Source organism: Pseudomonas mosselii (assembly GCF_003205295.1).
Lineage (GTDB): Bacteria > Pseudomonadota > Gammaproteobacteria > Pseudomonadales > Pseudomonadaceae > Aquipseudomonas > Aquipseudomonas mosselii_B.
In genome coordinates this window covers 162,779-176,150 of sequence record NZ_QJRP01000007.1, presented here as the reverse complement: position 1 = coordinate 176,150, position 13,372 = coordinate 162,779, and the positions used below count along the sequence as shown (strand labels likewise).

At 58.2% G+C, this 13,372-nt stretch carries 13 protein-coding genes and 1 pseudogene; all 14 read right to left on the bottom strand.

From position 1 onward, the window contains the following. Positions 1-32: 32 nt before the first annotated feature. Positions 33-1,055 carry an MraY family glycosyltransferase gene (locus tag DMX06_RS09785; RefSeq protein ID WP_110736545.1) on the bottom strand — a complete coding sequence of 341 codons (1,023 nt, stop codon included), beginning with the start codon at positions 1,053-1,055 and terminating at the stop codon, positions 33-35. Beyond that, positions 1,052-2,020 (bottom strand): UDP-glucose 4-epimerase family protein, encoded by a 969-nt coding sequence (locus DMX06_RS09780; RefSeq protein WP_110736542.1) that lies wholly within the window; start codon positions 2,018-2,020, stop codon positions 1,052-1,054. The genes DMX06_RS09785 and DMX06_RS09780 overlap by 4 nt, the downstream gene beginning before the upstream one ends. Further along, positions 2,017-2,973, bottom strand: a complete 957-nt coding sequence (locus DMX06_RS09775) for a glycosyltransferase (protein ID WP_258378819.1) — start codon at positions 2,971-2,973, stop codon at positions 2,017-2,019. The genes DMX06_RS09780 and DMX06_RS09775 overlap by 4 nt, the downstream gene beginning before the upstream one ends. A gap of 79 nt (positions 2,974-3,052) precedes the next feature. Continuing rightward, on the bottom strand, positions 3,053-4,003 hold the full coding sequence (locus tag DMX06_RS09770; RefSeq protein ID WP_110736537.1) for a glycosyltransferase family 2 protein: 951 nt from the start codon (positions 4,001-4,003) through the stop codon (positions 3,053-3,055). Between the two features lies 1 nt (position 4,004). Then, positions 4,005-5,063, bottom strand: a complete 1,059-nt coding sequence (locus tag DMX06_RS09765; RefSeq protein WP_110736535.1) for a glycosyltransferase family 4 protein — start codon at positions 5,061-5,063, stop codon at positions 4,005-4,007. Positions 5,064-5,078: 15 nt separating this feature from the next. After that, on the bottom strand, positions 5,079-6,359 hold the full coding sequence (locus tag DMX06_RS09760; protein WP_110736533.1) for an O-antigen translocase: 1,281 nt from the start codon (positions 6,357-6,359) through the stop codon (positions 5,079-5,081). Beyond that, on the bottom strand, positions 6,359-7,474 hold the full coding sequence (locus DMX06_RS09755) for a DegT/DnrJ/EryC1/StrS family aminotransferase (RefSeq protein ID WP_110736531.1): 1,116 nt from the start codon (positions 7,472-7,474) through the stop codon (positions 6,359-6,361). Before DMX06_RS09755 ends, DMX06_RS09760 begins: the two co-directional genes overlap by 1 nt. Next, positions 7,471-7,935, bottom strand: coding sequence for an acyltransferase (locus DMX06_RS09750; protein WP_110736530.1), 465 nt, complete (start codon positions 7,933-7,935; stop codon positions 7,471-7,473). Before DMX06_RS09750 ends, DMX06_RS09755 begins: the two co-directional genes overlap by 4 nt. Further along, on the bottom strand, positions 7,928-8,359 hold the full coding sequence (locus DMX06_RS26535; RefSeq protein WP_258378826.1) for a sugar 3,4-ketoisomerase: 432 nt from the start codon (positions 8,357-8,359) through the stop codon (positions 7,928-7,930). The genes DMX06_RS09750 and DMX06_RS26535 overlap by 8 nt, the downstream gene beginning before the upstream one ends. Positions 8,360-8,365: 6 nt before the next feature. Next, positions 8,366-8,908: pseudogene (gene rfbC / locus DMX06_RS26530) on the bottom strand (dTDP-4-dehydrorhamnose 3,5-epimerase); the annotation flags it as partial. Between the two features lie 275 nt (positions 8,909-9,183). After that, complete coding sequence (locus DMX06_RS09740; protein ID WP_110736526.1) at positions 9,184-10,608, bottom strand: MBL fold metallo-hydrolase RNA specificity domain-containing protein; 1,425 nt, start codon at positions 10,606-10,608, stop codon at positions 9,184-9,186. A gap of 100 nt (positions 10,609-10,708) precedes the next feature. Beyond that, positions 10,709-10,972 (bottom strand): lipopolysaccharide assembly protein LapA domain-containing protein, encoded by a 264-nt coding sequence (locus DMX06_RS09735; RefSeq protein WP_110736525.1) that lies wholly within the window; start codon positions 10,970-10,972, stop codon positions 10,709-10,711. 16 nt (positions 10,973-10,988) lie between these two features. After that, positions 10,989-11,285 (bottom strand): integration host factor subunit beta, encoded by a 297-nt coding sequence (ihfB, locus tag DMX06_RS09730; protein WP_110736524.1) that lies wholly within the window; start codon positions 11,283-11,285, stop codon positions 10,989-10,991. Between the two features lie 307 nt (positions 11,286-11,592). After that, positions 11,593-13,269 (bottom strand): 30S ribosomal protein S1, encoded by a 1,677-nt coding sequence (gene rpsA / locus DMX06_RS09725; protein WP_046856619.1) that lies wholly within the window; start codon positions 13,267-13,269, stop codon positions 11,593-11,595. Positions 13,270-13,372 lie beyond the last annotated feature (103 nt).

Below are 13,372 nucleotides of genomic sequence, written 5' to 3'. Positions count from 1 at the left end.
GTTGTCTGACACTAAAACCTTCCCTATTCATCTCACTTCACCGGATGCTCAAGCGCACCGGCACGCCAGCGCACCGCCAGGAACACCAGCGGCAGGTAGGCAATCACCACACCCAGCACGCCATCGAGGCTCAGCAGTGCCACGCACAATGCCACTGGCAGCAGCCAGCCCACATTGATCGCCGTCACCGCCAGCGTCACGGGCAAGTGCCGACCATAGTGGCGTGAAGCGAACTGGTAGGCGTGGCTACGGTGCGCTTCATAGACCTTGTCACCGCGCAACAGGCGACGGAACAATGTGAACGTGGCGTCGACAACGAACACGCCCAGTAGAATCAGCCAGCACCAGAACAACTGTGGCGAGTGCCAGGCAGCCTGTAGCGACAGCCCCGCCAGCACGATACCGAGAAAGCCGCTACCGGCATCACCCATGAAAATCTTCGCCGGCGGAAAATTCCAGAACAGGAAGCCTGCCGTGGCAGCAGCCAGCAATAAGGGCAAGGTCATCAATTCGGGCGCCCCGAGCACGGCGGCGATCAACGCCATGCCAATACCGACGCCGATGGCCTCCAGGCTGGCGATACCGTCGATGCCATCCATGAAATTGTAGAGGTTGAGCATCCACACGCTGTAAAGCGCCGCCAGGAGGTAGCCGAACCACTGCAGGTCAAGGTGCAGGCCGGCAAACTCCAGGGGAGCCAGGCCGTCGACCCAGAACAGCATCCAGGCTGAGGCCGCAAAATGGCCAAGCAGGCGCCAACGCGCAGCGATATGTCCATGATCGTCCATGAAACCGATCACCGCCACCAGCGCGCCAGCACCGCCAATACCGATCAGTGCCTCAGTGTCTGCCCAGCCGAAGTAGCCTAGCACCGGCAGGGAGGCCAGGAAAGTTACCACTATGGCCACGCCGCCACCGCGGGGCGTGGGGACGCTGTGTGAACTGCGGGCGTTGGGTACGTCGATGATCTGCCGGCTCAAGGCATAGCGACGCAGGGCCGCTGTCAGCAGCAGGGACACCCCGAGTGCCAGGGGAATCAACCACCATCCTGTCATTGTTCACGCTCTTTCAAGAAATTGTCGGCAGTCGCTTTGAATGCCTGGTCGATGCTGACCGGTGGCGCCCAACCCAGCAATTCCCGGGTCTTGCCGATGTCCACCTGCAGTGAGCCACACAGGCGCTGGGCCAACGCTCCCTTACCGACCAAGGTACCGGCACCACGTAGCCAGCCTGCGGGAATCGGCAGCAGCCGCGCGGGCCTGCCCAGCGCCACACCAAGGCCCGCCAGCAACTGGGTTGTGGAAAGGTCTTGCCCATCACTGACCAGGAAGGTCTGGTTGGCGGCAGCGGGATGATGAATACAGGTCACCAGCAGGTCGACAAGATTATCCAGGGCTACCAGGCTGCGTGCATTCTCGATCGCGCCAAAAGGCAAGGGTATACCTTTGCCGAGCCAACCGAGCATGCTGCGGAAATTGGCTTTCACGCCAGGTCCATACACCAGCGGCGGGCGCACGATTACCACTTCCAGTGAGGTGTCGATGGCCAACTGGCGCAGGGCATCTTCGGCTTCACGCTTGGAGATACCGTAAGGGTCCTGCGGAGCGGGTTGTTCGTCAGCGGTGAACGGCCGACGGCCATCGGTGGTCTCGCCATTGACCTTGATGGAACTGACGAAGATGAACCGCCTTACTCCGTTCCGCGCCGCCGCCCGAGCAAGGTTGAGGGTGCCGTCGACGTTGACCTTGCGGAACGCCGCCAGTGGATCCTGAGAGGTTTCATTCATCACATGCACACGCGAAGCAAGATGGATGACCGTATCGACACCCGCGAACAACGCCTGCTCCGGCGCCAGTGCGCCCAAGTCATCTATCAGGCAATACTCGGTGCGTAGATGATCACCTGCAGGCACGCGTCGCACCAGCGCCCGTAAGGGGGTCTTGCCTTCGAGCTCCAGTCGGCGCGTGAGTGCGCTACCGACAAAGCCGGTGGCCCCAGTGACCAGGACACCCCCGCTCACCTACCGCCCCCTACAATGGCCAGCGCCAAGCAAAAAATAGAGAAAGACAGCTGATCCCTGAGTCGTCGCCTGCACTGACGCCCCTTGCAGGCCAAGTTAAGCAGCGCGGCACGATTCAAACTCTGCCATTGCTTGACAAAAGGATCGTCGACCAAGCCAATCAGGCGGGCAATCAGCGTTGACTGCCCGAGCCACCAGCCATCGAGGACCTTGCCCAGGCGCGCCTTATAGGCATCGAGCCCCCTGTTGACACCGACCTGGTTGCTATCGTGCTGACGGTAGCGCATGAGTGCTTGGTCATCGATATGCCAACTGAAGCCATTGGCACGGGCGAAAGCGTAAATATACCAGTCGTGCAGGGTGATACTACGGAGTTCTTCTCCGTGCCCTTGCACGCTTGCCTGCAAGGCCGTCATCAGCGTGTGATCGAGGATGTAGGTACAACCGGGCCCCGCTGCCTCAAATAGATGATCGTGGGCGACTTGTGGCTGTGACTTCCTGACAAGCCGCTCGCTGCCATCCGGCCAGAAGGCCAAAACATCCGATGAAAACCCTTGGACAGCTTTCTGCTGCAAAACTTCACAACCACGCGCCAGCTTGCCCTCGAGCCAAATATCATCCTGATCGGCCAACGCGAAGAAATCATAGTCATTGACCGATACGGCCTCGATCAACCTGAAGAAATTCGGGGCCGCCCCTCCGAAACGCAGGCCATGAGGCAGCGCCTGCACACGTGGTTCGACCCGGGCGAGTTCATCGACCCAGGCTTCGGTACCGTCGTTGGAGCGATCAACACTAATCAGCAGGCTCACTGACACATCACGCTGATCGAGGATGGAGCGAACCTGCTCTTCGATGAAAGCGCGACCGTTATAGGCGGCGAGCAGGACGAGACATCTCGGCGTCATTAATTCACGCCCCCGTAAAGGAGCCCCCTCTGGCAGTCGGTTCAAAATAACGTATCCGCAACAAATAGATTTTCTTGATTCAATAGGTATGCCAGGCATTAACAGCCAGCGACAGCACTGGGTGTCACTGGAAGCGCCCTTTACCCATGCGCTTGCGCACCCCATCTCCCACCGCACCAAGCAATAGACGCACTGCCGATGCGCGCTTGGCGGAATACCACGAGTAGCAGCACAGGTAGTAAGGTACCTTGAACAACAACTGCAATCGCGTCCTCACCGAGAGCGAGCTCCACAATGCCAGGAAGACTGCGTTGCGCACGATGAAGTAGTTCCTGAAGTCCGAGTGCAGCAACACACGTCGCCCCATCAGGATGACGAATTCATCACCGATACTGTGCTTCATCGTCACCGACGGGACAAGGTAGCACCCATACCCCGTCAGCGCGGCCCGCTCGCCCCATTCGATATCGACAAAGTCGATGAACAGGTTGTCCTGCATACCGCCAATGCGTTCAAGCACGGACAAGCGGATCAGCGAACCCGACGCAATGATATAGGTCGAGCGTACCGGCTCCTCCCCCGCAAGGTCGATTGGCGCCTTCCGAGGGCCAAACAACCCAGGTACGATTGCCGGGGCCGGCTCACCCGTCTTGCCATCGACAAACACCGGCCCGACTGCGGCAACCGCGCTACCAGCCTCAAGCAGGAGCGCCTCATGCTGCAAAAGCCGCGACACGGTTTCAGGCTCGAGTTCGCTGTCCTGATCCATCAGCAACACGTGACTCAATCCGTCGTGCCTGGCAAGCTCGATGCCCCGGTTATGCGCAGTGGCGATCCCGAGGTTGTCGTTCAACGGGTGGTAGATAACGTTCGGGGCGCCCAGGAGCGTTCCGTAATCGTCGCGCCGCCCACCTGGGGTGTTGTCGATGACATACACCACTTCGACTTGCCCCACCACACTCGTGACAAGCCGTTCCAACAGGCCATGATCAGGTCGATAAAGCACCACGATAGCGCCAACACCTCGGACGGCGGCTTGGTCACGCGGCTCACTGAGTAGTTGCACCATGCTCATGTCAGGCCGCCTCAGCAAAATAAGCGAGCATTTTTCGCGAGATCCGGGCCCAGTCGTACTCGACCACTACCTCTGCGGCCCGCGCCCTCATCGCCTGGCACTGGGATGGCAGCATATCGAGATATTGCTCGAGGGCCGCGGCGATGACATCGGCACTCACCTGCTGTACGCAGATCGCGGCACCTTCACGCGCCGGGCCGTAATTGGAAATCACCACACAACCGCTGGCCATGGCCTCGAGGCATGGGTAGTGAAAGCCACCATCCTGCAACAGCCCTGTGGCCACAAAGACATCGGCCTGCCGATAGAACGACGCCAATGCCCGGTCGCCATGAGGCTGGGAAAGCCGCACGAACCCATACTGCGCAAGATCGACTCCTTCGGGCAGTTCGAACGCGATATTCAGTACCAGATTGCGACCCGTCGCCTGCCGTACGCGCTGCACCGCGTCGATGATTTCCCGGGTGCCCTTCCAGGCGAGCGTGCGGCCAATGCAGCCAACCACGATCTCATCCTCGGCAGCTTGATGTGGCTGATGCACATACACCCCCAGATCGATACCAGGCTCAACGACGCGCTCGGCCTTGAGCAACTTGTAGTTGCGGTAGATCGCACCGTTGACCACCTTGTGCACAGGCAGGAAATAACTGAACCCGGCAAGCGCCCGCGAAATCAACGCCCCAGGCGTGCGCCCTGGGAAAAACTCCGGCTCGTAGGCTTGGATGTAATACCAGGCTTTGCCGGTGCCCAGGGCTCCCAACCAGACGGGAAAGGCTGTCAGGCAGAAGTTGGCAAGGAACACGTCGAAGCGTCGACGGTTGCGCAGCACGAAATACAACATGCCCAGCAGATTGAACAGCCCGCGGATCACCGGCACGTTGGGGCAAGGACTGCGGTACGTCTCGATCTTCGCCCGGGTCGGGTAATAAGGCTCGTTGATGGCCTGCGAGGCGAAAAACACCACCTCATGCCCTTGCGCAAGAAAATCATCGGCCAAGCGGGACAATACCCGCATACCACCAGCGGCCGAAAATCCCAATACAGGTATCGCTACTTTCATGATGCGTTCCAATACTCAGGCCTGACCGTTGACAGGTTTCGTTCGGTGCGATGTCCTGAGCACGAATGCAACGCTCACCACCATGAAGACCCAGTAGACCAGGTAGTTCAATGCATAAGCCTTGACTACCCCCTGCAAGCCATCACTTCCCGTAAACCAGACGGTCAGTCCGTAAAAAAGCGCAGCGAAAACAATTTCGCTGACGATATAAAGCTTGAACATCGCCTTGCCCAGCATGACGAAAGCGAAAAGCCAGCTGCCGATTTTCAGTACATCGCCCAGCAACTGCCAGGCGAACAACTCACGCATCGGCAGGAAGTCCGGCGTGAACAGCAGGTGGATAATGAAATCGCGCAGCAAATAGACAACCAGGGAGCACACTGCCGCCACTGGCAGGATCAGCGCATAACCGCTGCGGATCTCACCGAAGATCGCCCGCGCGCCCTTCAACTCCGACAAGCGCGGCAAGTAATAGACGCTCAGGGTCATGGTGACGATCATCAGGTAGGCACTGCTCAAGCGCCACATGGCCTCCCAGTAACCGGCCGCATCGATGCCAAAACGGTGGGTCAGGTGGTTTCGAATCAACACCTGGGCAACTGGAAGGCAGATTGCCGTGGTCACGGCCATGGCCGCGAACTTGGACAAGTCGAGCAGGATTGCCGGCTGCCACCGACCGAACAGCAGGTGCATCTTGAACCAGGACGCTCGTCTGCAGACAACGACAGTGGCGAAGAAGATCACCGCCTGACCGATACCGATGGACAACAGCGCACCATACAGGCCGAACTGAAAGGCCAGCCAACTGGTCAACAGCAGCGAAACCAGACTGCCGGCGATATTGGCAATGACATAACGCCCCACATCCTTGCGGCCATTGAGAATAGCCAGCAAAAGCGCGTTGAGGGTGAAGAACAGCAGCGAACAGGCCACGGCGATGAACACGCCGTAGAAGCCCTCATCGTGCAGGAAATACGCCGCCAATTGCCGACTGAATACACCAACCAGCAACGCGGTAAGCAAAGAGCCTGCCGCAGCCAATGCCGTGGCCGACTGCCAGACTTTCGACTGCCGTTGCAGGTCGTCGGCGTACTCCGCCGTGTATTTGGTGACACCGGTGTTGACCGCCCCGCTCGACAGCGTGGTGATCATCGTCAGCGCATTCTGCAACTGGCCGATCGCGGCGTAGCCGGACGGCCCCACGTAAACAGCCAGTACTTTGTTCAAGACGAACATGCTGAGCGTCTTCACCAACACGGCGATGCCGTTCAGCAGACTGGTCCTGACCAGCGACATCAGCCAGCTACCACCGGCTCAAACGCATTGCAGACCGCAATGACACGGTCAACCTCCTGTTCGGTAAGCGTCGGCCCCATTGGGAGACTCAACACCTCATCATGCAATCGCTCGGTGAGCTCGAACGACAGGGCGTTGAATTGCGGATAGGCCGCTTGCCGATGCGGCGGAATCGGGTAGTGGATCAGGGTCTGGATCCCCTGGCTCGCCAGGTACTCTTGCAGCGCTGCGCGCTGCGAAGTGCGTACCACAAAAAGATGCCAGACGTGCTGTCCGGGCTGACCAGCGTCCGGCAGCACGATGTGTGGGTTTTCAATACCCGACAGATAGCGCTGGGCAACCGCTTGCCGTTGCTCGGTCTCCTTGTCCAGGTAAGGCAGTTTGACCCGCAACATCGCAGCCTGCATTTCATCCAGGCGACTGTTCACGCCTTGATGGATATTCTGATACTTGGCGTGCGAACCATAGTTGCGCAACGCCCGCAAGGTAGTGGCGAGCGCGTCGTCGTTGGTGGTCACCGCGCCAGCATCACCCAAGGCGCCGAAATTCTTGCCCGGATAGAAGCTGAACCCGGAAGCATCACCCCAGGACCCCGAACGCCGACCCTGCAACTGGGCACCATGGGATTGGGCGGAGTCCTCCAGTACCAGCAGGTTATGCTCCTGGGCGAACTGCATGATAGGCGCCATATCAACCAGGCGACCATAGAGGTGAACCGGCAGGATCACACGGGTTCGCGGCGTGACAGCCTTGCGCAACCCATCGACGTCAATGTTGAAACTGTGCTCATCAGGCTCAACCAGCACCGGAACCAGATCATTCTCGGTAATTGCCAGAATACTGGCGATATAGGTGTTGGCCGGTACCAGCACTTCATCGCCCGCCGACAGCTTGCCCAGCAACTTCCAGGCTCGCAGGGTGAGGGTCAGGGCATCCAGGCCGTTGGCCACGCCGATGCAGTGAGCGGTGCCACAGTGCTGGGCGAATGCCGACTCGAATTGCGCCAGCTGTTCACCCATGATGTACCAACCGGAGTCGATGACATCGGTACAGGCCTTGATCAAAGCCTCTCGGTACTGAGCGTTGACCGCTTGGAGATCGAGAAATTTGATCACTGTTCAATTGTCCTGATAACGCGCGCGGGATTGCCTACGACTACGGCATAAGCCGGAACATCCCGGGTGACTACTGCACCGGCACCTACCATTGCATGCTCACCAACCACGACACCTGGTAGCAAAGTCGCATTGGCACCAATACTCGCTCCCCGCTTCAAGGTCACCCCTTTAAATGCTTCAGGGTAAACTTTGGAACGTGGCATAGGATCATTCGTAAACGTCGCGTTCGGACCAATGAATACATCATCTTCAATTCGCGTGCCATCCCAGATATACACACCCGATTTGACGGTCACACGATCACCAATAACAACATCCCCCTCGATCAGTGAATGCGCGCAAATATTACAATCACGAGCGATACGCGCACCTGTCAAAATAACGACATACTGCCAAACGCGAGTACCTGCACCAATCTCTTTACTTTGAACATCCGACAGATCGTGAAAATTAGGCATGTCGCACCATTTCTATAAATTGCTTATAATCACGGATATAATCCGACTCATCGTAGTGAGCATCTGCAAGCACCAGCAGAACACAGTCATCGCTAAAATCATGCATCTCATGCCAGACCATGGGTGGAATAAGTATCCCCTTGTCAGATGCATCGAGCCAGTGCTCGATACGCGTCGTACCATCGTCCATTAGCATCCTGCAACGCCCTGAAACGCACACTGCCAGCTGTATCAACTGTCGATGAGCATGAAAACCACGAGACACGCCCGACTTTGTGCCAGTCAGGTAATAAGCGCGCTGGATGGCAAACGGTACATTGTCGTTGGCCTGCAGGGCCACAAGCGCACCTCGATCATCTCCCTTGACCTCGAGCTGTATCAGCGCTGAAGGCGCCGGCAGCTGACGTGCGAGCCCCTCCACCATTAACTGCGCATAGCTTTGCGCCTCGCGGTCTTTTTCACTGATGATCACGCCATCCTGCATCGGCCATTCAATGGCAAGATCCGCATCATCCCAGCGAATACTGCCCTCGCACTCCTTGTGATAGACATCGGTGGTCTGGTAGAGGAAATGCGTGTTGTCCTCCAGCGCCACGAAACCGTGTGCAAACCCTTCCGGAATCCACAACATGTGGTTGTTTCGGGCACTCAGTTCCACACCGACCCACTGCCCCGCGGTTGCCGAACCGGGACGGATATCAACGGCGACGTCGAACGCCGCCCCTTGGGTGACCCTCACCAGCTTGCCCTGTGCATGGGGGGCATGCTGAAAGTGCAACCCTCGAAGAACGCCCTTTTTCGAGACCGAATGGTTGCCCTGGACAAACGCTCGCGGCGCAGGTAACCCTAACTTGCCAAGCTCGGCATGAAAGCGCGGCTCATTGAACGACTCCATGAACCATCCTCGATCATCGGCAAACACCGTAGGCTCGATCAGTACGACATCGGGAATGGACAACTGGGTTAATTTCATGGGCAGCCTATTACTGTGAAGTTTCTCCGCAGCACACCCAAGGCGAAACGGTGGGCTCATCCAAGTGACCACCGACCAAGCTTGATCCGTACCGAGGCGATTCAATCATAAGGAGCCAGCCTTCCACTCTGCGCCTGGCCTCAAGGTTCTGCCAGAGGCGTGGAATGCCTCATCCGAAAAGGCGCTATTTAAGCACAACTAGGCCTTGCTGTGCTTGCTCATGCACATGAAACGGCGCGCCAGAGCAGCATCTCAAACCTTATAGATTCGATCAGCTAAGCAATCGACACCACCATCCCAGAACCTTGCGCATGCTGCTCCAACGCTTTTGCCAAGGCCTGCTTGGCCCCTTGCTCGCCATGCACCAGCACCACCTGCCTGGCCGGCCGCTCGCGACACAGGGCAAAGCGAACCAGTTCATCCTGGTCCGCATGCCCCGAGTACCCCGCAAGCGTGGTCACCTTCGCCCTGATCTCATACATCCGCCCATCCAGATCGATCTGCACGAACCCCTCTGCGCCTTCGCTGGCCTGGATCACCGCACCGGGCGTCCCTTTGGCCTGATAGCCCACGAACAGCACCTCATGCCGGGTATCGCCGAGCATTGCCTTGAGGTAGTTGACAATTCGCCCACCCGAACACATGCCATTGCCGGCAATCACGATAGCCGGACGACCGGTGCTCTTCAGGTAATTCACTACCTGCTGATGGCGCGCGTGGGTATCGACGACGATCAGCTGGCGAAACCCCAACGGATCGCGCCCCTGAACCAGCCGATCCCTGACCTCGTGACGCCAGAACTGATGCAGATCCCGGTAGACATCGGTAATACGCCGGGCCAACGGGGAGTCGAGGATGACCGGTAACTGCGACCACTCGGGGAAATCACCCCGCCCTCCCACCGAAGGCTTGTTCAGCAAGGCCTTGCGATGCAGGACCTCCTCTATTTCGCACAGTATTTCCTGTGTTCGCCCCAGGCTGAACGCCGGAATGAGGATCGTGCCATCATCGACCAAAGCTCGATCAATGGCCCGCTCAAGCCGCTGGCGACGCTCGCCCCGGCCATGATGCAGACGATCACCATAGGTACTTTCAAGCACCATCAGGTCGGCCCGCTCCGGCACCACCACCGGCCGCAGCAACGGATTATCAGGCGCCCCAAGATCGCCGGAAAACACCACGCGCACACTGCTGCCAGGGCAGGTCACCTCGCATTCGACATACGCAGAACCCAGCAAGTGCCCAGCTCGCTGCAAACGAATCGCACAATGCAGCGCCGGACTCTCGAGGGCGACATGCCAGCGCTCGAATGGCAAGGGAGCGATATGCTGCCGCACGAACGCCAGATAGCGAGCGACCTGGGCGGGCTCGCTACTGACCGTCAGCCGGTAAGCATCCTCGAGCACCAGCGGCAACAATTGCGCAGAGGGCTCGCTGCAATAGATCAACCCACGAAAGCCCGCCGCGAACAGGGCTGGGATTCGCCCGACATGATCGATGTGGACATGCGTGATGACCAACGCCTGAACCCCGGCGACGTCAAAATCGATCGAACCGAATGCCGACCCAGCCCCAGCATCCACACCCTGCTCCAGACCGCAATCGATCAAGAGACTGGTGGCAGGACCAAGATGGAGTTGATGGCAAGAACCGGTGACACCGCGCGTACCACCGTGATGGGAAAGGAATGGATAGGTCATTGCGCCAGGGCCTCGAATCAGAGGAAGAGACGCACCATTAGGTCACGCCCTTCATCACCGACACAGCACCCGAACGCGCCGCTTCCTGTAAGAAGCGTCCTTAACGCCCGACCAAGGCATCCTGGCGGGCACTCGCCCGAATCTTGCGCTTGGCGCGCATCAGACCGTAAACCCCCAGCAGCGGACCAACTGCCAGGCCAAGCACCAGCGCCGCGACAACCAAAACAGCCACCGGCACTGCCGGAGCCGTCCAGCCAAACATCACGAGGGAAACGGTCTGCTGGTTCTCCAGCACGAAGAACAACACCAAAGCCGCCAGCAGCAGCACGAACAGCGCCACCAGGGCGCGCTTGAGGTTACGCATCAGACTGCTCCTTCACTCAATGGGGCACGTGCTCGTCTTCATTGACCCGATCACGCAGCTCCTTGCCGGGTTTGAAGTGCGGCACGTACTTGCCTTCGAGGCTGACCGACTGGCCGGTCTTGGGATTGCGCCCTACCCTTGGTGCGCGGTAGTGCAGGGAAAAGCTGCCAAAGCCACGGATCTCGATGCGATCCCCGGTCGCCAGGCACTGCGACATCTGCTCAAGCATGGTCTTGATGGCCAACTCGACGTCCTTGGACGAGAGCAGCCCCTGATGGGTGACAATACGTTCGATCAGCTCCGACTTCGTCATATTTTTCCCTTCGTTATCAAGCAGCTAGATCATTGCTTAATCAGTTTGTAGCACGCCCCGGTGGATTTGAACAGGGTGGTTCTTGACTAAACTAAAAAATTCAAGATAGACGCCGGCGAAGGCAAAGCCCATCGACACCAACGCAGCCGCACTGCGGCATAACATGCATGCCAATCGGGATAGCCTATCGCCCGCACACCGCGCACGACCCCAGAAACATCTACAAACCTTGTGGGAATCAACCCGTAAATCGCAGACACAAAAAAGGGCGACCCGAGGGTCGCCCTTTTTACCGATCAAACAGAACTCAGTTCTGCTTAGCCATTGCTTCGCGCAGCAGCGCAGCCATGGTGGTGTCGGCAGCCGCTTCCGGAGCGTTTTTCAGGCTCTGGATGGCTTCGCGCTCTTCAGCATCGTCCTTCGACTTGATGGACAGGCTGATAACGCGGGACTTGCGGTCGACGCTGATGATCTTGGCTTCGATCTCTTCGCCTTCCTTCAGCACGTTACGGGCGTCTTCAACGCGGTCACGGCTGATTTCGGAAGCCTTCAGAGTAGCTTCGATGTCGTCGGCCAGGGTCACGATAGCGCCCTTGGCGTCAACTTCCTTGACGATACCCTTGACGATAGCGCCCTTGTCGTTGACAGCAACGAAGTTGGAGAACGGATCGTCTTCCAGCTGCTTGATACCCAGGGAGATGCGCTCGCGCTCTGGGTCAACCGACAGGATGACGGTTTCCAGCTCGTCGCCCTTCTTGAAGCGACGCACGGCTTCTTCGCCGGCTTCGTTCCAGGAAATGTCGGACAGGTGAACCAGACCGTCGATGCCGCCGTCCAGGCCGATGAAGATACCGAAGTCGGTGATCGACTTGATGGTACCGGTGATCTTGTCACCCTTGTTGAACTGGCCGGAGAAGTCTTCCCATGGGTTCGATTTGCACTGCTTGATACCCAGGGAGATACGACGACGCTCTTCGTCGATGTCCAGAACCATGACTTCCACTTCGTCGCCAACCTGAACGACTTTCGACGGGTGGATGTTCTTGTTAGTCCAGTCCATTTCGGAAACGTGCACCAGACCTTCAACGCCTTCTTCCAGCTCAGCGAAGCAGCCGTAGTCGGTCAGGTTGGTGACGCGAGCAGTCACGCGAGTGCTCTCTGGGTAACGGGCTTTGATAGCAACCCATGGGTCTTCGCCCAGTTGCTTCAGACCCAGCGAAACGCGGTTGCGCTCGCGATCGTACTTCAGGACCTTGACGTCGATCTCGTCACCAACGTTGACGATTTCCGACGGGTGCTTGATACGCTTCCAGGCCATGTCGGTGATGTGCAGCAGACCATCGACGCCGCCCAGGTCAACGAACGCACCGTAGTCGGTGAGGTTCTTGACGATACCCTTGACCTGCTGGCCTTCCTGCAGCGATTCCAGCAGAGCTTCGCGCTCGGCGCTGTTTTCGGCTTCCAGGACGCTGCGACGGGAAACGACAACGTTGTTGCGCTTCTGGTCCAGCTTGATGACCTTGAATTCCAGCTCTTTGCCTTCGAGGTGGGTGGTGTCGCGCACTGGGCGGACATCAACCAGGGAGCCCGGCAGGAACGCACGGATGCCGTTAACGTCGACAGTGAAGCCGCCTTTAACCTTACCGTTGATAACGCCCTTGACCACTTCTTCAGCAGCGAAAGCAGCTTCCAGAACAATCCAGCACTCGGCGCGCTTGGCTTTCTCACGGGACAGCTTGGTTTCGCCGAAGCCGTCTTCGACCGCGTCCAGCGCAACGTGAACTTCGTCACCGACCTTGATGGTCAGTTCGCCAGTTTCGTTGTAGAACTGCTCGAGCGGGATGACACCCTCGGACTTCAGGCCAGCGTGTACGGTAACCCAGTCGCCGTCGATGTCGACAACGATACCGGTGATGATTGCGCCCGGCTGAAGATTGAGGGTTTTCAGGCTTTCTTCAAAGAGTTCTGCAAAGCTTTCGCTCATTTTAATTCCTGTAGATTCGGGCGAAAAAAACGCCCATAGCCACATTCCAGACAATGTGGGTTTCGTTAAGTTAAGAAGCGCTGACAGGACGTTGACTGGTGCC

Excerpts from the sequence above, each read along its gene's own strand:
- ihfB (WP_110736524.1), bottom strand. The coding sequence starts at position 11,285 with ATGACGAAGTCGGAGCTGATCGAACGTATTGTCACCCATCAGGGGCTG.
- DMX06_RS09750 (WP_110736530.1), bottom strand. The coding sequence starts at position 7,935 with ATGCCTAATTTTCACGATCTGTCGGATGTTCAAAGTAAAGAGATTGGT.
- DMX06_RS26535 (WP_258378826.1), bottom strand. The coding sequence starts at position 8,359 with ATGGTGGAGGGGCTCGCACGTCAGCTGCCGGCGCCTTCAGCGCTGATA.
- DMX06_RS09785 (WP_110736545.1), bottom strand. The coding sequence starts at position 1,055 with ATGACAGGATGGTGGTTGATTCCCCTGGCACTCGGGGTGTCCCTGCTG.
- DMX06_RS09770 (WP_110736537.1), bottom strand. The coding sequence starts at position 4,003 with ATGAGCATGGTGCAACTACTCAGTGAGCCGCGTGACCAAGCCGCCGTC.
- rpsA (WP_046856619.1), bottom strand. The coding sequence starts at position 13,269 with ATGAGCGAAAGCTTTGCAGAACTCTTTGAAGAAAGCCTGAAAACCCTC.
- DMX06_RS09735 (WP_110736525.1), bottom strand. The coding sequence starts at position 10,972 with ATGCGTAACCTCAAGCGCGCCCTGGTGGCGCTGTTCGTGCTGCTGCTG.
- DMX06_RS09760 (WP_110736533.1), bottom strand. The coding sequence starts at position 6,359 with ATGTCGCTGGTCAGGACCAGTCTGCTGAACGGCATCGCCGTGTTGGTG.
- DMX06_RS09740 (WP_110736526.1), bottom strand. The coding sequence starts at position 10,608 with ATGACCTATCCATTCCTTTCCCATCACGGTGGTACGCGCGGTGTCACC.
- DMX06_RS09765 (WP_110736535.1), bottom strand. The coding sequence starts at position 5,063 with ATGAAAGTAGCGATACCTGTATTGGGATTTTCGGCCGCTGGTGGTATG.